The organism is Pantoea sp. 1B4 (assembly GCF_016925765.1).
In the GTDB taxonomy this organism is placed as follows: domain Bacteria; phylum Pseudomonadota; class Gammaproteobacteria; order Enterobacterales; family Enterobacteriaceae; genus Pantoea; species Pantoea agglomerans.
In genome coordinates, this window is the sequence record NZ_JAEUWZ010000001.1 from 1,601,561 (window position 1) to 1,620,838 (window position 19,278).

Annotated in this window: 20 protein-coding genes and 4 pseudogenes; 12 read left to right on the forward strand and 12 right to left on the reverse strand. The window is 56.9% G+C overall.

What is annotated here, in order from left to right; genetic code table 11:
* The first annotated feature begins 350 nt into the window (after nucleotides 1–350).
* The 3 genes from JNO11_RS07760 to JNO11_RS07770 all read left to right on the forward strand — a co-directional run bounded on the left by JNO11_RS07760 (nucleotide 351) and on the right by JNO11_RS07770 (nucleotide 3,308).
* The gene (locus tag JNO11_RS07760; protein WP_325177142.1) at nucleotides 351–1,124 is read left to right on the forward strand and encodes a hypothetical protein; all 774 of its coding nucleotides are present in this window, start codon (nucleotides 351–353) and stop codon (nucleotides 1,122–1,124) included.
* Nucleotides 1,060–2,088, forward strand: coding sequence for a hypothetical protein (locus JNO11_RS07765; protein ID WP_325177143.1), 1,029 nt, complete (start codon nucleotides 1,060–1,062; stop codon nucleotides 2,086–2,088). The genes JNO11_RS07760 and JNO11_RS07765 overlap by 65 nt, the downstream gene beginning before the upstream one ends.
* Before the next feature lie 179 nt (nucleotides 2,089–2,267).
* Nucleotides 2,268–3,308: a lytic transglycosylase domain-containing protein gene (locus tag JNO11_RS07770; protein WP_325177144.1), complete on the forward strand. Its 1,041-nt coding sequence runs from the start codon at nucleotides 2,268–2,270 to the stop codon at nucleotides 3,306–3,308.
* On the opposite strand, the gene JNO11_RS07775 is transcribed toward JNO11_RS07770, so the two are convergent.
* Nucleotides 3,297–4,205, reverse strand: coding sequence for a hypothetical protein (locus JNO11_RS07775; protein WP_325177145.1), 909 nt, complete (start codon nucleotides 4,203–4,205; stop codon nucleotides 3,297–3,299). The two genes, JNO11_RS07770 and JNO11_RS07775, sit on opposite strands and share 12 nt — an antisense overlap.
* A 238-nt stretch (nucleotides 4,206–4,443) precedes the next feature.
* Complete coding sequence (locus JNO11_RS07780) at nucleotides 4,444–5,115, reverse strand: hypothetical protein (RefSeq protein WP_010669965.1); 672 nt, start codon at nucleotides 5,113–5,115, stop codon at nucleotides 4,444–4,446.
* Between the two features lie 461 nt (nucleotides 5,116–5,576).
* On the opposite strand from JNO11_RS07780, the gene JNO11_RS07785 reads away from it, so the two are divergent.
* The 9 genes and pseudogenes from JNO11_RS07785 to hrpT all read left to right on the forward strand — a co-directional run bounded on the left by JNO11_RS07785 (nucleotide 5,577) and on the right by hrpT (nucleotide 11,903).
* Complete coding sequence (locus JNO11_RS07785) at nucleotides 5,577–6,569, forward strand: sigma 54-interacting transcriptional regulator (RefSeq protein WP_325177146.1); 993 nt, start codon at nucleotides 5,577–5,579, stop codon at nucleotides 6,567–6,569.
* 141 nt (nucleotides 6,570–6,710) lie between these two features.
* A complete protein-coding gene (locus JNO11_RS07790) occupies nucleotides 6,711–6,950 on the forward strand; it encodes a hypothetical protein (protein WP_010245940.1) in 240 nt (79 codons plus the stop codon).
* 63 nt (nucleotides 6,951–7,013) lie between these two features.
* Complete coding sequence (locus JNO11_RS07795; RefSeq protein WP_010669966.1) at nucleotides 7,014–7,382, forward strand: EscI/YscI/HrpB family type III secretion system inner rod protein; 369 nt, start codon at nucleotides 7,014–7,016, stop codon at nucleotides 7,380–7,382.
* Nucleotides 7,383–7,387: 5 nt separating this feature from the next.
* The gene (gene sctJ / locus JNO11_RS07800; RefSeq protein WP_124889900.1) at nucleotides 7,388–8,152 is read left to right on the forward strand and encodes a type III secretion inner membrane ring lipoprotein SctJ; all 765 of its coding nucleotides are present in this window, start codon (nucleotides 7,388–7,390) and stop codon (nucleotides 8,150–8,152) included.
* 6 nt (nucleotides 8,153–8,158) lie between these two features.
* Nucleotides 8,159–8,740, forward strand: coding sequence for a serine kinase (locus tag JNO11_RS07805; RefSeq protein WP_325177652.1), 582 nt, complete (start codon nucleotides 8,159–8,161; stop codon nucleotides 8,738–8,740).
* A complete protein-coding gene (sctL, locus tag JNO11_RS07810; RefSeq protein WP_159226354.1) occupies nucleotides 8,727–9,323 on the forward strand; it encodes a type III secretion system stator protein SctL in 597 nt (198 codons plus the stop codon). Before JNO11_RS07805 ends, sctL begins: the two co-directional genes overlap by 14 nt.
* A gap of 75 nt (nucleotides 9,324–9,398) precedes the next feature.
* A complete protein-coding gene (locus JNO11_RS07815) occupies nucleotides 9,399–9,626 on the forward strand; it encodes an HrpF protein (protein WP_069026120.1) in 228 nt (75 codons plus the stop codon).
* A gap of 84 nt (nucleotides 9,627–9,710) precedes the next feature.
* Nucleotides 9,711–11,700, forward strand: a pseudogene (gene sctC, locus JNO11_RS07820) (type III secretion system outer membrane ring subunit SctC).
* A 17-nt stretch (nucleotides 11,701–11,717) separates the two neighbouring features.
* Entirely contained in the window at nucleotides 11,718–11,903 is a 186-nt protein-coding gene (gene hrpT, locus JNO11_RS07825; protein WP_010669971.1) for an HrpT family type III secretion system protein, read from the forward strand.
* 299 nt (nucleotides 11,904–12,202) lie between these two features.
* Here hrpT and sctU read toward each other — a convergent pair.
* From sctU to JNO11_RS07875, 10 genes and pseudogenes are all read right to left on the reverse strand, one after another.
* A pseudogene (gene sctU / locus JNO11_RS07830) lies at nucleotides 12,203–13,291 on the reverse strand (type III secretion system export apparatus subunit SctU).
* A complete protein-coding gene (gene sctT, locus JNO11_RS07835; protein WP_325177147.1) occupies nucleotides 13,288–14,103 on the reverse strand; it encodes a type III secretion system export apparatus subunit SctT in 816 nt (271 codons plus the stop codon). The pseudogene sctU and the gene sctT overlap by 4 nt, the downstream one beginning before the upstream one ends.
* Entirely contained in the window at nucleotides 14,103–14,363 is a 261-nt protein-coding gene (sctS, locus tag JNO11_RS07840) for a type III secretion system export apparatus subunit SctS (RefSeq protein WP_163637161.1), read from the reverse strand. Before sctS ends, sctT begins: the two co-directional genes overlap by 1 nt.
* A gap of 7 nt (nucleotides 14,364–14,370) precedes the next feature.
* Nucleotides 14,371–15,025, reverse strand: a pseudogene (sctR, locus tag JNO11_RS07845) (type III secretion system export apparatus subunit SctR).
* Nucleotides 15,026–15,030: 5 nt separating this feature from the next.
* Complete coding sequence (locus JNO11_RS07850; RefSeq protein WP_325177148.1) at nucleotides 15,031–15,288, reverse strand: FliM/FliN family flagellar motor switch protein; 258 nt, start codon at nucleotides 15,286–15,288, stop codon at nucleotides 15,031–15,033.
* Nucleotides 15,289–15,343: 55 nt separating this feature from the next.
* The gene (locus JNO11_RS07855; protein ID WP_325177149.1) at nucleotides 15,344–16,006 is read right to left on the reverse strand and encodes a hypothetical protein; all 663 of its coding nucleotides are present in this window, start codon (nucleotides 16,004–16,006) and stop codon (nucleotides 15,344–15,346) included.
* 66 nt (nucleotides 16,007–16,072) lie between these two features.
* A complete protein-coding gene (locus JNO11_RS07860; RefSeq protein ID WP_325177150.1) occupies nucleotides 16,073–16,363 on the reverse strand; it encodes a type III secretion system HrpP C-terminal domain-containing protein in 291 nt (96 codons plus the stop codon).
* A 382-nt stretch (nucleotides 16,364–16,745) separates the two neighbouring features.
* A complete protein-coding gene (locus tag JNO11_RS07865) occupies nucleotides 16,746–17,075 on the reverse strand; it encodes a hypothetical protein (RefSeq protein WP_325177151.1) in 330 nt (109 codons plus the stop codon).
* Nucleotides 17,053–18,412 (reverse strand): annotated as a pseudogene (gene sctN / locus JNO11_RS07870) (type III secretion system ATPase SctN). The gene JNO11_RS07865 and the pseudogene sctN overlap by 23 nt, the downstream one beginning before the upstream one ends.
* Nucleotides 18,412–19,278 carry an FHA domain-containing protein gene (locus JNO11_RS07875; protein ID WP_010245901.1) on the reverse strand — a complete coding sequence of 289 codons (867 nt, stop codon included), beginning with the start codon at nucleotides 19,276–19,278 and terminating at the stop codon, nucleotides 18,412–18,414. Before JNO11_RS07875 ends, sctN begins: the two are co-directional and overlap by 1 nt.

Genomic DNA, 19,278 nt, shown 5'->3' on the forward strand with positions numbered 1-19,278 from the left:
CCATCCGGCTATTTTGTGAGATGCATCACAAAATTTTTAGAATTTCTTCCTGATTTGAAACCAGGCTCGCTCGCGCATCACTCAACCCTGACGCTGCGGGGTGAGTTGCTCATTTCGCAAGTTATCAACTGACCGGTTAGTGATAACCGGCACAACCTGGCGGAGTGAGAATTATGGATGGAATTAGACGCACACCTTCCCCTGTACATCACGAAACGATTGAAATGCCCACGCGCGGTGGGCCATCAACAACTGAAGTCACTGCTACAACCCCTGCTGCGAGGGCTCGTTCTGCAGAGATTAGCCGTATTACAGCTACTCTGCATAACGCGTGTAAAGGCGGAGAAAACGTGCGTGATTACCTGGCAGGAATCGCTGTCACCCTGCACGATGAATTGCACCAGACGGACGATCAGGTAAAAGATGTCATCAAACTGGCTCACAGCTGCGACACGATGATCATGGCCAAGGCAAAGGGGGCGATTGGAATGACCTATGCCCTTTCCGGTGTACCTGGCGATCTGGTCGGCAAGGGGATAGCTAGCGCAATGAAGCTGGAGCCGGGCACGCCCATGCACAACTTTGTCGCTGGCGTAGCGGGGGGGGGGATGACTGCAGTGGCTTTTAAAGCGGTGCTCACTCGGGTTATCGGTAGCAGCATCCAGGATTCGAGATGGATGCAGGCAGATATGGATGCACTGGAGCCTCTTATGAAAGATGAGGCAGAAAAACGCGAGACATTTGGGCATAAATTAAAAATGACGGCGCTGGGCGGGACGGGCTTTAACGTCCGCAACCCGGTGACGGGTGGAATTTCCAGTGCAACCCAGCTATTACCCGAAAATAAGCCGCGGCCAGAGCCATTGGGGATTATACAGGGTGCGCTCAAGCCGGGTTATGCCATCAACCAGATAGCAGGTTTTGGCCTGACTTCCGCTGCCGGTGCATTGAGTGGAGTTGTGGAAAACTACTACGACAACCTGCATGGCGCGGAGTTTTTATTTGGCCGTAACGACTGGAAGGATCGTTATATGTCGCTGTCCAGCGGGCACACGAATAGTGGCGAGGGGGAGCCACTTCGATGCGGTGTGGGAACACGCCAAAGCACCAAAACGTTGGGTTGAAGGCGTTACAACGCTGAGTGCATTAAGTGCGGTAGCCTCTGAGACGATGGAAGCGCTCGGTTTGGGCATCGGAGCGGGGGCGGCACGTGTGACCAAAGGTGGTGCAGAGAAGCTTTTCACCTCCGGCAAGACGAGTGCGGCAGAGACCGCTTTGGATCTGGCGAACAAATCCGGCTTCCGCGTTTCCCGCGAAAGCATTGGCAATGCGGCGGCCCTGGTGCCAAACGCCTATTCTTACCTGCAACAGGGGGTGTTCGGTCTTCTTTATCAGGAGGCTGAGCGAGCAGTGGCAAACAAGCTGCACCCGAAGCCCGCCGACGCGACAGAAGAGGAAGCCCCGGTGAGTTCAGGGGCGAGAACACCTGAAGGCGCGCCAGCACCCAGCGTGGGTACCGAGGCGAGAACCCCGGCCGGCACGCCAGCACCGAGTGTAGGTACTGAGGCGAGAACCCCGGCCGGCACGCCAGCACCGAGTGTCGGTACCGAGGCGAGAACCCCGGAAGGCACGCCAGCACCGAGTGTGGGTACCGAGGCGAGAACGCCTGCCGGTACGCCAGCACCCAGCACCGGTACCCGGGCGAAAGGGCCGTCAGAACAAGGCGAATCGGACAGCGACAGCGTACATTCGCATAACTCCGGGCCATTACGTAATACCCCGCCTGAGCGTTCATCAGAAATGCGCGCTGCGGGTGATACCTCTGCATGGTGGCACTCGTTCCCGGATCTGGCGAATATCAAAAGCCCACAGCCTGAGAAGTTAACCCAGGCTGACTATGAGGCCATCATCGCCGTCCTTGAAGCTGAAGCAGAGAAGATGAGCGAGCGCATTGCCGAGATGATACCGCTGCCGGACTCCTTACCGACATCATCAGCATCATCAGTGACATCCGGGTCATCCGCGTCATCAGAAGCCGCAGGGCCTGCAGGATCGCCAGAACCTGAAGAAACGAAAAAAGCCTCCTGATACCACACCTTAAAAGCCGCAGCGATGCGGCTTTTTTTTTACGCCGAATTTGCGCTGTCTCACGCGCTGCCCGGAACTCCCGCCTCGCGCTTTCCACTCAATCGTACCCCGGTCATAGCGGGAGAAAGGCGCCAGTCTGGCTGGCGCTAACGATGACGCTTTGTTGAGAGGAGAGAAGAATGAATATCTCGTCAGGTTCGGCTTTCGGGCCGATACAGCCGCAACTGCCTGATTTTAGCGCGCTCGATGAAAAAAATTTAGCCTCGTTTACTCCGCCAGATTCTGGCGCCAGTGGTCAGGCGATTAACTTTGGCAATGATGCCATGAGCGGCACGGATTTCAGTAGTCTCACCGCCACGCCCGACAGTGTGAGCAACCGGGATCCGATACAGATGCAGGGGCTGATGCAGCAACTGGGGCCGCAAATAGAGGCATTGCTGCAACTGCTATTAATGCTGCAACAGCTCTTCGCTGGTCAGCAGCAAAATAACAGCGCAGGAGCCGGGCGTGGCGGCGGTGCCGATATGCCGGGCACCTCAGCAGAAGAGGGGGCTTCGCTCACCGCACCGTTTAATGCCGCGATGCAGCAGCCTGTTAACCCGACTGAATCCGCTTCTGCACAGCAACCGCTAACGGCCAGTACAATGCCACAGCCAGGTACGGCTTCTGATGCTGCACTAAATACGCCTGCCCGGCAGACGCCAGCATCCGGCGGCGTCCCGCTGATAAAAGGCGAGTCGGGGTTACATTTACCTGCCCCGTTACTGGATCATGAGCAGGCGATAATGCGTGCCGCCAAAGAGACTAGCCAGGCGCCTGAAGTGCTGGCAGCGCAAATCTGGCAGGAGTCGCGCGGAAAAACAGAGGCGACCACCGTGAACGGCGGTAATGGCCTTTCCGACAGCGGCCTGATGCAGGTTAATTCCAACACCTTCGCCGATCTGCAAAGCAGATACCCGCATCTGCTGGGGCCAGATGCCAGCCCGTCCAGCCCTGAAGACAGCATCATGGCTGGCGCGCTCTATCTGAAAGAGCAGCGGGAGGCTTTTGGGGGCGATCCCGGTGCCGGGTTGCGAGCTTATAACTCAGGCCCAGGGAATGTGAATGTCAACGATCTGACGGATATCTCGAAAACCGGAACCGGCGATCCGACTTATGTTGGAAAAGTGCTCAACTTTGCCGACATTATCTCCAGCGGCAAAGGCACGTTACCTGCATAACGCGCAAAAAAAGTCCCTGTACCGGGTACAGGGACAAACATGAGCAGCCTTCAAAATCAGGCAAACGGCGGCGGTTCGTTCTTGCCTTTCCCCCCCGCTATTTTCCACCGCAATCTGTACGGTATCGGTCGCTGCCGTGATGCCCCAGCCAATCGGCCCACGCGCCGCGCTCATTCCACCCTCGGCCAGTCCTTTCAGGCCACCGGTAAAGACTTCGCCCACATTGCGGGCTTCGCCAATATTGTTAAAGAAAGGCGCGGCAACAGATTTGAGAATCGGGATGTTCGACAATATTTTGCCGAACTCACCCATGCCCCACTGGAAGTTGTCTTTATTGGTACCATCCATACGAACGTGCGAATCATTCGTCTCCGGCAACTGTTTATTCTCCGGCAGCATCTTCAGACCCTGTTCGGCGATATCCTTCAGTACACCCGCCTCGGTACCGTGGCGCGCGTCACCATCTTTGGTGATGCCCTCTATTTTGTCGTTAGCTGAGATCTCCTTCCGCTCGCTGCCATCACGCGCATTCAGGCCTTTTATGCTGTTTAACACGCAGGCCATGTTATACGCCGCATCAGCACGACTCTTCGGATCTTTATTGGCATCCGTCCAGTCGCCGAAGCGCTCTTTTAGCTCTGCCTGCTTGATATCTTTCTGGTTGCCAAGGTTTTTCAGCACCGGGTTTTCATCAATGATCTGTTCGGCGCTGCGGTTATCACCCGGTGGACGACCCTTCAGATTCTCCTCCGTCGGCCTGACGCGGATGTCCTTCTCACTGGTTCGCATGCCATCGCCCGGTGCCTGTGGAATATCTTCACCGGATGTTTCGCTGGCAAATAACGCCGTGGGCACCGTCCCTTCTTCAGCGGCTGACGGATCGACAAGCGCCCCCAATCCAGCCTGCGTTAAAAGCTGATCAAGCTCCCGGATCGGATCGGACAGGCCCGCCAGCGGCGTTCCGCTCCCACCGGAGTAGCTGATGGGGAGATCGCTGCCCGGGACCGGGAACGCGGAGCCGGGCAGGGGAGTGGATAATGGCAGGTTACCCGGCAGTGGCCTGCCGGGTGAAAAAGCGGGGGTTATTCCCCCCCCCCCCGCCAGGTATTGGCATAACCATACAAGCCCCCCTGAGTTAGCTTTGCGGATTTTTCTGGGAAGATTGCCCCTCACCGCCGCCCAAAAGCCCCTGCAACAATGAAGAAAGCCCTAACAGGGACAGCAGGTTTTGCATCATTCCGCCCTGTTGCCCACCATTGTCAGTTGCTCCCTGAGCCGGTGCCTGTGGTGCATTACCGCCAGATTCTCCGCTGTCTGCCCCTTTACCTTTATCTATCCCCATCATCTGCTGGAGCAGTTGCTGAAGCATCTGCATCAGCTGCTCAAGCGGATTGCCGCTGTGATTCGTGCCCTGTGAAGGTGCAGGCGTGCCCGGTTGCTCCGGCTGCTGCGCCTTATTACCGCCGCCCAACAGCTGTTGCAGGCCTGTCAGCATCATAATCTGCTGCAGTAAGCCGCCGCCCGACGGGGCGTCAGGCGAGTTTGCACCGTTTGCCTGGCCGTTTTTCTGACTTCCGCCTGAACCGGTCAGCGAAGCCAGTGTGCTCAGGCCGTCAAAGGCATTACTGGCAAAATTGAGCGGGCCTGTTTTCGCATTATTGAGAAAAGGTAACGACGATTTTCCGGGCTGATCGGGTAAGTCAGGTTTACCTGACGGACTGCCCCCCGTCTTGCCTGGCATATTTGCCGGAGGCATATCGATTTTGTTCGCGTTTGTAGCCCCACCACCAAATCCTGGAATCTTCATGAATTTATTCCTCAGAGTTAATAAGTCAGCGATTGATTGGGCAGCAACAGCGGTAACATTTTGCAATCCTGATTACTGCCGATTGCACAATTTTACCGTTCAGGCTGATGCTACCTCGCACTGTGAGTGGTAGTTGTCCCGTGATGGTTCCACTAAAAATGTTCCCTTTGTGATGCGGGTTCAGATTTATAAAAATCCAGCGGCACCGCCATTAAGAATTTATCATTCTGTTTTTGAAGGTTTTTCTGTGAGTCCTGTAGGGTAATCCTTACCGGTTGAGCGTCTATCCCTACAAGATAATAATCCTGGACTGATAGCGGGGATGACCTGATTGGGTGAGAGTGAGGCCGCGGTAAATTTGTAATTCTTTGCATCAGGCTCTGCTTCCAGAACATCCACAAGTGCTGAACGAGCAGCGCGCCTCATGTAAGGCGCGCTTATGCGAAGCTAATGGAGAATGTATGGTTCGTCTTTACAGGACACAGTCAGGCCACGGGACTGTCGATGAGGAGAGTGAGGATAACGTCTTACGCCAGGTTGATTCCCGCCCGGATGCGGCGGCGGGTTACCCGGAGCCCGTAACCGATATCCATACTCATCTGTATAAGATTTTAAATACGATTGCACCGTTAAACATAGATGTCTTAATCGAGGGAGAAACGGGTACAGGGAAAGATGCACTGGCCCAGCGGCTGTATCAACTTTCCGGCTGTCGTGGCCCGATGGTGCCGGTCAACTGTGCGGCCATCCCGGAGACACTTGCCGAAAGCGAGCTGTTTGGGGTCATGGCCGGGGCGTTCACCGGCGCAAGCAATTCCCGTGCCGGGTATATTGAGAGTGCTAATCACGGCGTGCTGTTTCTGGATGAAATAGACAGTATGCCGCTCACGATGCAGGCTAAGCTGCTGCGTGTACTGGAAAATCGCGCGGTAGAGCGACTGGGCAGCACCAAAAGTATCGGGCTGGATCTGCGGGTGGTTGTCGCCTCACAAATTCCACTGGCGCAGCTGGTGGCTCAGGGCCGTTTTCGTCGGGATCTCTTCTTTCGCCTCGACACAATTAAAATTTCCACGCCAACCGTGCGATCACGACCGGAGCTGATTTTGCCCATGTTTCGCCAGTTTACGCAGGAGGCGGCGCTGCGTCTGAATCAGCCTCTGCCGGCAGGATCGCTCGCGCTTGATGAGACCCTGCTGCTGCATAGCTGGCCGGGAAATATCCGCGAGCTGAAAGCGGCGGCAGAACGCTTTGTGCTGGGCTTACCGCCGCTGTGCTGTGAGATAAAGCAGGAAGGGCGCGTGTTATTAAAAGACAGAATGCGGCGCATTGAGCGCAGCCTGATCCACGACTGCCTGAACCGGCACGACAATCGTATCGATGATGTCATTCTTGAGTTAGGAATTCCCAGGCGCACCCTTTATCACCGCCTGAAGCTGTTAAAACTTACCGCCTGATATATCGCCCACCTCTCTTGCCGTGGGCCAGCAGGCTTAATCTGCATAAATATTTTCTTTGCGATGGAACCGGATAGCTTCATTGATTACTTAATGAATGCAACACCCAACTACAACCTATCATCAACGCGAGGAATGACTATGTCAGGTGCTAGCTTACTTTCCAACGGGATCACCAACGCAGCTTCTGCTTACACTCAGGTTGCCGGTGCTTACAACGGTGCGAAATATATGGTCCGTTCGCAACAGGCGATGGACAAGATGCAGGAAAACCAGGCCGATAAAATGGATCGCGATGTAGAGTTCCAGCGCATTAACGGCATCGCCGAAAGTAATGCGCAGGCCGCGTCAGCCGCAGCCCAGGTCAAAATTCAGTACTAATCGACTCCGGCAGGGAGGTGTTTTTTTGTCTCCCTGCTCTCTAATGCCACAGGAGTTTTACTGATGAAAGTCTCTCAATCTTCCTTGCTCACTTCAGAACCGGTTCCGTCAGTCGAAATGTACCAGGAAGCACCGTCGGCGGAAGATATTCAATGGTTTAATGCAAAGCTTAATGGCCCTGCGCCTGACAGCAGCCAGATGAGCTCTTCAGAGCCTGGCGTGGTCGGCAATATTCTGCAATCGCTGAGCGGCAACCAGCGTGCGCAAAAAGAAGCCTTTAACGATCTCAGAGTCGCTTCGCGGTCATCCAGTGCGGAAGATTTCTCCCGCGCCAATGCGCAGCTCTCTGATTACTATATCGAGAGTCTGATGAACGCCAAAGTGATTGCCAAAACCGTTCAGTCAGTCGATAAACTCAGCAACCTGCAGTGAATCTTATGAATGGCGCTGTCATTAAATGCTTCTGTGCTCTGTGCCTGGCGCTGCTGCTTACCGGCTGCGGTGATCAGACTCAGTTGCACAGCGGACTGTCAGAAAACGATGCCAACGATGTGGTGGCAGAACTGAGCCGCTTTAAGATTGAGGCGGAAAAACAGGTTTCTAAAGAGGGGGTTAGCGTTAGCGTCGCGCGCAGTGACATTGAGCGGGCGGTGAATATCCTCAATGCCGCCGGACTGCCTCATCAGGCGCGAACCAGCCTTGGCGCGGTTTTTCAGAAAAGTGGTGTTATCTCCAGTCCGCTGGAGGAGCGCGCCCGCTATATCTATGCGCTGTCACAGGAGGTAGAAGCGACACTGTCACAAATTGATGGCGTCGTGGTGGCGCGTGTGCATGTCGTATTGCCCGAGCGTATCGCCCCCGGCGAGCCGGTTCAGCCCGCTTCCGCCTCGGTATTTATCAAATATCATGAAAACCTCGATCCGGACAGTATCGAACCGCGCATTCGCCGGCTGGTGGCAACCAGCATTCCGGGGCTGGGCGGGCGCGATGACCGCGATCTGGCGATTGTCTTTGTCCCGGCGAAAGCCTGGCAGGATAAAATTGAAATGGTGCAACTGGGGCCGTTTCAGCTTAGCCCGGAACGTTACGGGATGATTAAGATAGTTACAACATGCTTTGGGGTGCTGCTGCTGTTACTCGTGGCAAATGCGTTCATTCGTCAGGCTCTGAGTCGTAAGCGCCTGGCTGCACAGGCGAAGTGATTGATTATGCTCAACGCTGCGCCTGATGAGGAAATTACCCTGCGCTGGTTACGCTGGTGGCACGCTGACTTTTGGTTACAGGCTGATGAAAGCTGGTGCACCCAGCCACTGGCCCGTTTATCTGCGCCTTTGCAGAGGCACTATCTCCGCCAGCATGCCTCGTGCTGGCACCACACGCTGGGTGTATCAGGCGAACTGGTCGCGCCGGAGCCGATGGTGCTGGCCATCAGCGACTTAAGCTGCGAACAGCGCGCGCAACTGTTGATTTTAGTCGCGGAAATTTGCGCCGGTGCCATGCCGCTACCCCCAGAGCTAAAGATCTGGTTGCGGCGTCTGGCGAAAGGAATGCGCATTGAGTGCTGGCTGCCTGCCGGGCTTTTCACTACTGGCGGCAGCGTCGACAGCCTCTGTCTGCTGCAGGCGCTATTTCCGGCTATCTGGCCGCGCCTGCGGCTACTCTTCCCTGTAAGCGACGCGCCTGTAAACCCGGCATTTTCACTGCCTGGCCATCGTCTGCGTCCTTTATGGGAAACGGCGCTCTGGCAGGTGCAACAACATTCGGGAGAGACGCGCGATGTGGAAACTTAAAAGCCTGCATCTGCAGGGCGGCAGCGCCCCACCGGGTAATGTGCTGCGCCGTGAGGAAATTGCGCTCAGGCTTGAAGCGGCTTCCATTATCGAGCTGGCCCATAAACAGGCGCAAACGATCCGCGAGCAGGCACGCGCCGAGGCACAAGCCGAAAGGGCGGCCAGCCAGCGCGAATGGGAAGCCCGGTTCTGGCAGCAGGCGCAGACGCTCTTTGCGGACTGGCAGGAACAGCGTGCAGCCGAAGAGACGCAGCTGGTGTTGCTCGCTGGAAAGGTTCTGAACGAGGCACTGCAACACCTGCTCGATGAGGTGGATGATGAGCGCCGTTTTCACGCGTTGCTCAGACAGTTGTTGCGTCACTATCCGCGTCAGCAGCAGGCGACGCTGTATTGCGCCAGCGGGCAGGAGCAGGAGATTAACGGCTGGCTGGTCGCGCAGCCGCAGCTTCGCTGGACGCTGTGCGCCGACCCGGCGCTTGAGCCAGATCGCTTGCGGCTTATTACCGACGCAGGCGAGCTGATGGTTAACTGGCGGACGCTGTACCAGCAGCTCGCGCCAGCGCTGGCAGAAGAGAATGCATAAAAAAACCAAAAACAGTGGAACTGCTTCGCTTGTCGCGCCACTTAACAGGGGTGTCCAACAAGAGGAGTCAATATCATGAGTTCCAGCGATCTGTTACAGCGTCAGTTATCCTCCAACTCAAACCGCAAACATCATGAAGCCTATCAGTTTGCCCGCGATGTTTCGGGCGAATCGTTCAGCATTGCGGATATGTATGCTTTCCAGAATCGCCTGCAGGATATGTCCAACGCCAGCTGGGCAAGTTCGCAATATACCCAGTTCAAATTTGGCATCCGTAAAGCGATCATCGACGCTGTTAACTAAGCCCCTGTCATCAAGGAGTCAGGCGTGTTTACGTTTTCTTTTCCGGGCCGCCTGCTGGCGGCCATTACCCTGCTGCTACTGAGTATGGGCATCACAAACGCTCGTGTGCCGGATGAGTGGAAGAATGGTGCGTATGCCTATTCGGCAGATAATACCCCGCTTAATATTATTCTTGACGATTTTGCCAGCAGCTTTGGTGTTGAGGTCAATCTTGGCACGCTGGGCGACAGCAATGTCACCGGTAAACTGCGCGCAGACAGCCCGGAAGCGTTCCTTAATCGCCTGGCGCTTGAGTATCGCTTTCAGTGGTTTGTCTACAACAACACGCTCTACGTCAGCCCACAGGCAGCGCAAACTTCCCAGCGTATTGAGATTTCCCCGGAAGCCGCGCCGGATCTGAAAGAGGCGCTGCGCGGTGTCGGCCTGCTGGAACCCCGCTTCGGCTGGGGCGAACTGCCGGATGAAGGCGTGGTATTGGTGACCGGTCCGCCGGAGTATGTGCGTCAGATAACGGAATTTGCCCGAAAATCGGAAAGCAAACCTGAAGCCGGGGCCAATAAAGATATGATGGCATTCCCGCTGCGTTATGCGGCCGTGGCAGATCGCACCATTCGCTATCGCGATCAGGAGCTGCTGGTGCCGGGGGTGGCCACCATTCTGAATGAACTGCTGGGTCAGTCCAGCAACGCCTCTTCCGGAAAAGTGTCATCAGGCCAGGGAGAGGATGAACAGGTATCACGTGAACAGTCGCAAAGTGTTTTAAACGAGCTGATTAATCGCAATATGCCGGCCTCCGGACGTAAAAAAGGCGCCTGTCAGCAGTCTGGCGGGTAAAGTATCAGCGGATGTGCGTAACAACCTGCTGCTGGTGCGTGACGATCCGAAAACCCGGGACGCTTATCAGGCATTAATTAACGCCATTGATGTTCCGCAAAAGCTGATCGAAATTGATGCAGTGATTGTCGATATCGACCGCAGCGCGCTGAAACGCTTCTCCAGCAACCTGGCCGGTCAGTTTGGCAGTGTCGCCAGCGGCGCCAATATGCTCTCCGGTGCCAGTACACTGTTTGTGACCGATTTCCAGCGATTTTTTGCCAGTATCGAAGCGATGGAGGGGGAAGGGACGGCATCCATTATCGCTAACCCCACTATCCTCACGCTGGAGAATCAGCCCGCGGTGATTGATTTCAGCGATACTGCCTTTATACGCGCCATTGGCGAGAGGGTGGCGGATATTCAGTCTGTCACCGCGGGCACCAGCCTGCGGGTGACGCCACGCGCAATCACCACTTCACAAAAATCGGCTATCCAGCTCATTGTTGATGTGGAAGATGGCAAGCTCAATAAAGATGATGAGGGCGATGCGCAGGGAACCCATAACGCAGCGGTCAGCACCCAGGCGCTGGTGGAGGCGCGACGCTCGCTGGTTCTGGGCGGGTTCCATTCCAAAGAGACGGGCGACCGTGAGCGACGCATCCCGATCCTCGGCAGTATTCCGCTGATCGGCAAGCTCTTTACCTCAACGCGCTATGAGACCTCCCAGCGTGAGCGGCTGTTTATTATTACGCCGCATTTAATTGGTGACCAGGTCGATCCGACCCGATATATCGCTGCCGAGTCGCGCGAACAGCTTAATAGCGCGATGGATGAGGTGACTAATCGTCATAAGTACACCGACGTCAAAGGGATGGTGGAAGGCGCGATGCGCGACCTGGCGCTGAACCGCGTGCCAGCGGGGATGACCAGCGGTGGCACGGGGCAGACGCTTTCCTCCCTGTGCCGCATTTCGGGCGCTTTCGGGAGCGATTTCCGTCGCCATCAGTGGTACGGCAATAGCAGCGTACAAATAACCGTTGGGGTGATCACCAACAACACCCAGCAGACGCAGCGTTTTGATGAGAGTCTGTGCCGCAGCGACCGCACGCTGGCGGTAGCGGTCTGGCCGCGTGGAGAACTGCGTCCGGGTGAATCGGCGGAGGTATTCGTCGCATTTGATAGCAATGCTCCGTCACGTCCTTCTCGCGCTTCGCTGCTCTCTTCAGCAGGCGGTGCACCGGCCAAAAACCTCTACTGAGCTGATAAGGAAAAAGCATGTTAGTGAGAATAATTGTGCTTACCGCCGCCGCGCTGGTGCTGAGCGCCTGCGCGCGGCCGCAGGGCGGATGTAATGACGTGGGCTGTCGCCCCTCTTCAGACCTGCATAACCTGACCATCTGGTGGCAACCACAACTGCGTAATGGCCCGAACGACTACACGCGGATAACGGTAGATAACTAATCACGTTTCGGCAGTCCCAGGCCCCGGCTGATCGCTGGGGCCATATTTTAACGAGAATCGACCATAGCTATTCACCTTCCGTTTCCGGGAAGCCTGTGTGCGGCGCACTCTTTGCCCGCATGCCAGTGCTGGTAATGCTATTCCATTACGTCAGTTTTCCTGCAGCAGACCGCAGGCGGCTCTGTTATCAGCAACCGCTTGCCGGTTTCACCCCGGCGTTTAATACTGGCTTTTATTCAGCAGGCCCGTGAGATGCAGATGTTAATGCCTGATAAGATAGTGCGGAGTTACCCTCCGCACTATTCTTCCCGAATCTCAATCACCTCATCCAGATAGTGATCCTCCAGCTCCCGCAGCAGACGATAGACGTGCGCGACGGCATTTAACGTTTCGCGTGGAACATAAGCGCCTTCCCGCGTGGTGCGCCACAGAGTGCGGGTGAGCCAGATAAAGCGGATAACCGGTCTCTTTTTTACGCTGCGCCTCTTCAATTAATGCCCGCGCCTCTTCATCGCAAGCCTTAAACAGCAGACGCGGCAGCGGCGTTTCATCCGGGCGATAATAGAGACCGACGGCAAAATGGGTGGGATTAACCAGCAACACATCCGCGTCTTCCACGTTAATCTCACGGGCAGGCACCGGCTCTTCATTCAGGATCTCCTGAGCCAGCTGACGGCGGTGGCCTTTCATATGCGGATCGCCTTCGCTCTGCTTAAATTCGTTTTTGATATCTTCATGACTCATACGCTGCTGTTTGAGGAAGAAATAGCGCTGAATACCAAAATCGAACAGGCTGATTATTAGCATCACCATCAGCACCCGACGTGACACCTTCATAAACAGCGCCATCACCCCCCTGCCAGAAACCGTTGAGATCGCCAAGCGCCAGCTGAGCAAGGCCACCGAGGTCCGGCATGATCGCCTGCCATACCACCAGGCCTATCACCACCGCTTTAAAGATGCTGGTCAAAAGCTGGGTAAACTGGCGGGCGGAAAACATATTCTTCAGGTGATTAAACGGGTTAAGCGCATCCGGTTTCGGTGCCAGCGCTTCGGTGGAGAAGAGTGGGCCGAACTGCACCCAGCCGCCCACCACCCGCAGCAGCATGGCAATGGCGCACGCGATGCCCACCAGCACCAGCATTACGGTGACGCTATCACTTATTACTTCCTCCATCGCGTGATCGAATGGGTCGCGCAGACGCGTTAACGGCAGCAGCATCATCGCCTGCAACCGCTGCATCCCGGTATCCACCATAGCAAACAGGGTCTCAAGGATACCGATTGAGATAAGCAGCTTAGGGATATCCTGGCTCTGGCTGACCTGGCCTTTTTTTGCGCGACTCTCTGAGTTTTTGCGGTGTAGCGTCTTCGGTTTTTTCGCTCATGGTGCGCTCCCGGCTGAAGGGGCAAATATCTGCGACAGGACAGGGATAAGATCGCGCAGTTCATACAACCGCGCATTACCCAGATGGTCCAGCAGTGGCAGATAGAGGATAAAAAACAACATGCCGAGCAGGCATTTCAACGGAATTGTCAGGGCAGTCGCCTGTAGCTGTGGGCTATAGAGACTCATCACACCGATGGCAAAATCGAGCAGCAGCATCAGCGCCACCGGCGGCCCGGCATAAAGCACCATATCGCTGAAGATTTTCCCCAAAAGCGTAAGCCAGACGTGAAAACCTGCCTCTGCGGGGAAAGGTATCCACTGGGTGGCGGACCAAAGATGATAGCTGTCCCAGATCACCTGGGTGATGGTCGATAATCCCAGCCCTGTGACCAGCAGCAATATCAGCACCTGCTGCATTAACTTACCCAGAGGCGTCACATCCGGCCCCAGCTGGGGGTTAATTTGCCCACCCATTAAGGCACCCCGCTGGTTATCGAATAACGCACCGACAGACTCATACAGCCAGAAAGGCAACGCCAGCAACAATCCGAGCAGGGTGCCTATCATCAACTCTTTGAGTACCAGCCCTGCCAGCGCCATCATTGTCGGCTCAAGCATATCAATTTGTTCTTTGATGCCGGGCGCTATAAACAGCGCCAGCGCCACAGCAATGGCGGTTCGCAGCAGCCCTTTTATGACGCTAAAAGAGAATATCGGTGTCAGTAACAGACAGGGAAAGATGCGCGCCATGCCAAGTCCCAGCGCGAGGATGGCATGAAACGTATCGGTGAGTGGGTAACCTGTCAGCATCAGGAACTGACCGTTGACATCATCGCAAACGCCGCCTGCGCCAGCTCCATCAGTTCAACACCGATCCAGCGCCCGGTGAGCGCCAGTGTCAGGCCGACCGCGATAAGTTTGATGCAGAACGGCAGGGTCTGATCCTGCAACTGCATCGCGGCCTGCACCAGTGAAATAATTACCCCGGAGATCACTGCCACCAGCAGCGGCGGCGCGGAGAGGATAACCACCAGCAATAACCCCTGGCGAAACAGCGTCAGAATATCCATGATGACCTCATAAATAGCTGTAGAACAGGCCGTCGAGCAGCCGCGTCCAGCCGCTGATGAGCACAAACAGCAGGATCTTCAGTGGCAGCGAAACGGTCATCGGCGACACCATCTGCATCCCGAGCGCCAGCAGGATATTCGAGACGATCAGGTCAACGACAATAAAAGGAATAAAGATCAGAAAGCCGATTTTGAAACCGTTCTGCAGCTCCGATAGCACGAAGGCCGGGATAATGAGCAGCATATTTTCGGGGGGTGACCGAATCTGCCATTTTCTTTGGCCACATACGCTGGGCATTTTCCTGCAGATGGATGACGATGTCCGGATCGGTATTTTTATGCATAAACGTTTTCAGCGGTTCGATACCATTAGCGGCGGTATATTCGAGCCGCTCCATACTGCTGAAATCGACAGGGATCGCTTTCAGCCTGTCGGTCATATCGCTAAATACCGGCGCCATAATAAATAGCGTTGCCGCCAGCGCAATGCCGTTGAGCGCCATCGTTGGCGGCACCTGCTGCACGCCCATCGCGTTGCGCGTCAATTGCAGCACCATCGTAATTTTCAAAAAGCTGGTACAGATAATGAGCATCATCGGCAGCAGTGCCAGTGCGCCGAGAAACAGCGCCAGCATAATCGGGTTGAGTGGCCCCATCTCCATCGGAATCACCTGTTCACATCCCCGACGCTCGCCACGCCCGGCAGCATGTGAGTAATCTGCAACCCCAGACGTCCTTCGACATCGACCAGTTCGCCTTTCGCCAGCGGAAACTCGCCGTGACATAGCAGTGCTTCACCGGGCACGACGTTTTCGACCGTGACCGTCGAGCCAACATCCAGACGATTTAACTCACCCAGGGTAAGTCTGAGATGGCCGCAGCGCACGGTCAGGGCCAGCGGCAGCGCATCAAAAGGTGATGCCACAGGCGCCGTTGTTTCAGTCAGGCCTTCATCCGCTTGAGGTGTATCGGCAGGCAGATTATCTTCGGGGGGTCACATTCATGTAACTATTCTCCAGACGGGTAATAAGAAAACGGGCAGGATGCCCCTCCCCGAACAGCAATTCGCCCTTAAGGTGCAATTGCGCAAGGCGAAGCTCGCCGCGACCGGTCGGGAAAAAATACGAGGTAGCAGGGAAAATCACATCACCGGGGCGAAGTGTGCGTAACTGCGAGGGAGCAAACGACACCGCACCCAGTTCTATCGGTAGCGATAACGGCAGGGCGCTGCAAAGCGGTGCAGGGAGCGGAGCCCAGCCAGGCTGGTTTAACAACGCCGCCAATGTGGCGGGCGCAACATATAACTGACTTTGCGCCTGCGCCTCACCGATCGTGACGCTAATCGCAAGCCACATCCCCTCAACCGGTGCGCAGAGCGCGTCCTGCGGCGTCAGGTCGCCAAATAGCGCGCGCAATGCCGGGCTGAGATGCTGGTTAAAGAGCGGCCAGTACCAGTCAGCGCACGCCCCGGGTTCTGGCAGCAGCGGGCAAGTGGAAAACAGACTCAGCAGCGCTTCGCTCTCCGCCAGAGATAACCCTCCCGCCTTGCATGAGAAGCTCTGCGTCGGTGGCCGCTCGCCGGGGGGGGGCGAGCCGCAGCTGAAGCTTACCCGCTTCGCCTGCAAGGGTAAAAGGATAGCCAAGGCCGTGGCCGATACGCTGGCGCAGGCTGGCTTCTTCGCGCGGCAGAGTGCGCAGGGATAAGGGTTTCATTCCCGGCCTCCGCGCTGCTCAAAACGCAGGCGCACAGCGCAGGCCATCCGGCGGCGCAGGGACTCCCGGCAGCGTTCCTGATGGGCGGCCATCATCGTCATGGCAGGTGGCGCAAAACGCAGGCTGATATCCCAGCCCGCGGCAAAAGGACTCAGGCGGGCATCCACTTCGCCTAAAAGGGGCAGCAGTAGCGTCATCGATATCGGGCCAGCAGGCTGCTTTTCTGCCATGGCGCACAGGGGGGGCTCCAGTTGTTGCCAGGCCCTGGCCGGAGAAGCGGGAGCCACATGCTCATGGGATAACTGTGACCCAAAAGAGGGGGAGCCTTCCCAGGGTATGATAAGCGGTTGCGGCAGTTCGCTGGGGGGTGAGCAACAGCGCGTCGAACAGCGAACCTTCTTCGCGAAACGGCTCGGCGCGGGATTTACGCTCGGATGTCGCGACGTCTGAAGGTCCGGTCTGCGGCGAACGGCGCTGCACCTCCGGCCGTGCAGGCGGCGCTGGATTATTTTGCGGGGGGTGGGGTAAGGCTGTCATCGTAATGCCTCGCTGTGCGCCATCAGATATTCCAGTTTTTCCACATCGCGCAGACGCGCCTGTGTTTGCTGCTGTGTGTGCTGCACCTGTTGTTGTTGCATAACCTGCTGTGCGCGGCACTGTTGCAGCTGATTACGCTGTCCACTCACCGCGTCGCTGGCCTGGCGCTCCCGGGCCAATCCCCCCGACCAGATGCTCCTGTTTTTGCAGCCCCGACTGGTGGTGTCCGGCAAAGCTATCGCGCAGCTGCTGATAATGCTGTAGTGCGGCTTCAAGCTGGTGTTCCGCCTCGGCTGACTGACGTTGCGTTTCGCACAGCGCCTGCTCCGCTTGCCGTTGCAATCGTTCGCAGCGGCGTAAGCGCTGGCGGCGAATTGGCAGCAGCAGAGAGAAGGCCTGCTGCAATTCAGCGCTGCCCTCATCAGTCGTGATGTCGTGATCAGGTAGCGGATGACGGCGCATGCTGGCTTACCTCCGCTAAGTAATGCAGTGTGTCGTCATATCCGCAGGGCGCGTGCATCGCCTGTTGCAGATAGCCATTTATCGCCTCCTGAGCCGATACTGCCGCATCGGTCATGGCATCATGTCCCGGCTGGTATTCTCCCAGGCGGATTAACATTTCTACCTGCTGCCAGGCGGACATCATGCGGCGCAGCTGCGTGGCGTCGCGGCTATGCTCGCGAGTCGCAACGTTGCTCATGGTTCGGCTCAGGCTTGCCAGCACATCAATAGCCGGGTAGTGACCGCGCTCCGCCAGACGACGGGTCAGCACAATGTGGCCATCAATCAGGGATCTCACTTCGTCCGCGACCGGATCGTTCATTGAATCGGCTTCAATCAGCACGGAATAGAGGGCGGTGATGGCCCCCCCGTGAGGTCTGTCCTGCGCGCTCCAGCAGGGTGGGTAATAAGGTATAAACCGAAGGCGGCAGCCCGCCGCGACCCGGTGGCTCGCCCAGCGCAAGGCCGATTTCACGCTGGGCGCGGGCAAAGCGGGTCAGTGAGTCGAGGATTAACAGCACGTTCTTACCCTTATCGCGCCAGGCTTCGGCGATGGCAGTGGCAGTAAAAGCGGCCCTGGCGCGTTCCATACTGCTGCGATCGGAGGTGGCGCAGACGAGCACCGTACGGCTGCGCAGCGCCTCATCCAGTTCGTGGTCAAGAAACTCGCGCAATTCGCGCCCACGCTCGCCAATCAAACCAAAGACAATGACATCGCAGGGCGTATTACGGGCAATCTCCGCCAGCAGGGTGGTTTTCCCGCAGCCCGCGCCGGCGAAGATCCCCACCCGCTGTCCCACGCCCAGGGTCAGCGGGCCATCAATGGCGCGAATGCCGGTCGGTAGCGGCGTATCGATGCGCGGACGATCGGTGGGTGCCGGGGCATCGCCCAGTACGCCCACCGCATCATCCACCGTACCGGGCAGGGCGAACGCGCCAGGCTGGCCTGCATCCAGTGGACGGCCAAAGCCGTCAAGTACGCTGCCGAGCAGGGCGTCGGACACCACAATACTGTGTGGCAGGCGCAGCGGAACCACGCGCGCGCCCCGGGCTATGCCGTCGAGCTGGCCAAGGGCGGAGAGCAGCGTGTGCTGCGGGTTAAAGCCGACCACCTCTGCCAGCACGCTTTGCCCGTCATCCCGGGCGATCTGGCAGAGATCGCCAATCCGCGCCTCGGGCAGGCTGCTTTCGAGCAATATCCCGCTGATCCCGGTAATGCGACCAAAGCTTTCGACCGGCGAAAAGCAGGTCAGCCGCCGCCGCTGCTGCTGATACCACTGCTCCAGTGTCATCGTCATTACCAGCTCACCTTAATGTTATCGCGCCCGTTGAACTCGATCTGGTTACTGGTAATCGCCACCAGCCGCAGGTTGTCGACTTCATCGCCGATAAACAGACGCTGCCCATCATCAGTGACAATATTGGCGCGGCTACCGGTGGTGATTTGCACAATGCGAAACGGCAGTCTGACCTTCAGCAGCCTGACCTGGTTATCCAGCGGGATATCGCTGGTGTACGTTGCGTTAAAGCGCTCCAGCATTCGTTTATAGATTTGCATCTGTGGCTTACTGAGGCGGCCTGTAAGACGCACTCGCTGATTATGCATGTCCACTTTCACGAGGCTTGCCAGATCGCGTTCGCGCAACATTTTCTGTAACGGAGCCTGCAATTCTGCGGGAGTACTCAGTGGCCGGGAGGAGGTGACCTGAGTCTGGGCTACGGTGGGCTGCAAAACCCAGCTCATTACTGTCAGGGTGAGCAGCAACATCAGGCTCCAGACCAGCGTGCGGATGCTGCGGGTGAATATCCCTTTACGGGCAGCGACCGGGGGTATGGCCTCATTCGGCGTTTCAGCAGATTCTTCGGGCACAGAAGGGTTGGCAGGCGGCATACAGGCGGCCCACGGCGTGTCGATACGCGCGACGCAGAGCCAGACGTCAGCGACCTGAAAAGGTTCTTCACTATTAATGGCATAGGCTTCCCCGCCGTGCGGTTGTGCCAGCCACCGGGTCTCTTCCCGGCGCAGCTCGCACTGGCGGGCAGCAACGCGAGCATCGCTAAGCATCAGATCGGCCTCATCGGCGTGGCCAATCAGCCATTTATCACCGAAGAGGGGTAACGCGGCGCCTAAATGCAGGCCAGACAGCACGCGCAGTTCGAACAT